Origin of the sequence: Listeria valentina (assembly GCF_011800755.1) — a bacterium.
GTDB classification, from domain to species: Bacteria; Bacillota; Bacilli; order Lactobacillales; family Listeriaceae; genus Listeria; species Listeria valentina.
This window is the reverse complement of the sequence record NZ_JAATJW010000147.1, coordinates 1-1046: the sequence shown is the minus strand read 5'-3', so window position 1 is coordinate 1046 and position 1046 is coordinate 1. Positions and strand designations below refer to the sequence as shown.

Below are 1046 nucleotides of genomic sequence, written 5' to 3'. Positions count from 1 at the left end.
AACATCAATAAGTGACATGTTTTCACGTCCCTTTGCCCATTTTTTAATCATTAAATAAATTTTCTTGTTGATTTAAGCTTTTTATTTCTAGCCTTACACTTGTTTCAGGTAACCACATGCTTAAAAAATCCATACCTGCTTCAAAATCTTTTTTTGAAAGATCTCCATAGCGAGGAATCAGAAACTGCTTTTTGAAGTCTCGCCACATTTGAGAAAAGACTTTTTTAGAAATAGCTTCATAGGCTTTGGATTGATGGCCCCCTAAAACGGATAAAGCTCGTTTTTTCCCTGTTTCTTTTAAGGTGTATTGTTGGTTCCCATCGATTCGCATGGTATCTTTGAGCATAGCTACATCTGTTTTAACTGTTTGCATTTCTTGTAATTGGTAAATCATCATTTGTTCGATACTCATGGGTGGATGGTTCTGATTGAAATAGGATTCCTCTAGTTGGTCATACATATCCCAAGCCCGTTCCGTTCCCAACATTTTTGAATGTCTCGAAGCTCCTCTTTTTGTCCATAAGTACAACTGACGTGCATTTTTCCCAACAAGGTCGAAATTTTCGACGCTGTTCTTAAATGCCACCAATTCTGCCCCTTCGAGATAGTAATAATGCTTACCTTCAATGAATTTATTTTTGTTATTATTAAAGTTTTGTTTGATTGCACGTTCTGAACAACCGTAAAAGTCAGCAAGTTGTTCGGTCGTTAATACACGTTCGTCGTCCTTTTCAATGGTATCTGGCGTTATTTGGTACATTTTATCCCTCCTATACTAATTGTTCATCTGCTCTATTTCTTATTTTACGAATTAATTCGTACTTTTTGCCTAAAAAAATATTATCCATCGGTGCTTGATACAGAATAGATAATTTTCTTAGTAAATCGTGAGGTATCCTAGAACTATCCCTTTCATACTTCATTATGGTATTTTTATGTTTTCCAACCTTTTTTGAAACTTCTTCAATTGTTAATCCAGCATTTTCTCTCCAAGCACTTAATGTTAATACTACATTATCCATTTTCACACCTCGCTTTTCTTATAA

General features: G+C 34.7%; 2 protein-coding genes. Both read right to left on the bottom strand.

Translation table 11 applies throughout. The features are described from left to right. Nucleotides 1-43 precede the first annotated feature (43 nt). Nucleotides 44-760, bottom strand: a complete 717-nt coding sequence (locus HCK02_RS13890; RefSeq protein WP_167630689.1) for an ORF6C domain-containing protein — start codon at nt 758-760, stop codon at nt 44-46. A gap of 10 nt (nt 761-770) precedes the next feature. Further along, nucleotides 771-1022, bottom strand: a complete 252-nt coding sequence (locus tag HCK02_RS13885) for a helix-turn-helix domain-containing protein (RefSeq protein WP_167630688.1) — start codon at nt 1020-1022, stop codon at nt 771-773. Between the last annotated feature and the right edge of the window lie 24 nt (nt 1023-1046).

Coding starts and splice junctions, on each gene's coding strand:
- HCK02_RS13890 (WP_167630689.1), bottom strand. CDS start 760: ATGTACCAAATAACGCCAGATACCATTGAAAAGGACGACGAACGTGTA.
- HCK02_RS13885 (WP_167630688.1), bottom strand. CDS start 1,022: ATGGATAATGTAGTATTAACATTAAGTGCTTGGAGAGAAAATGCTGGA.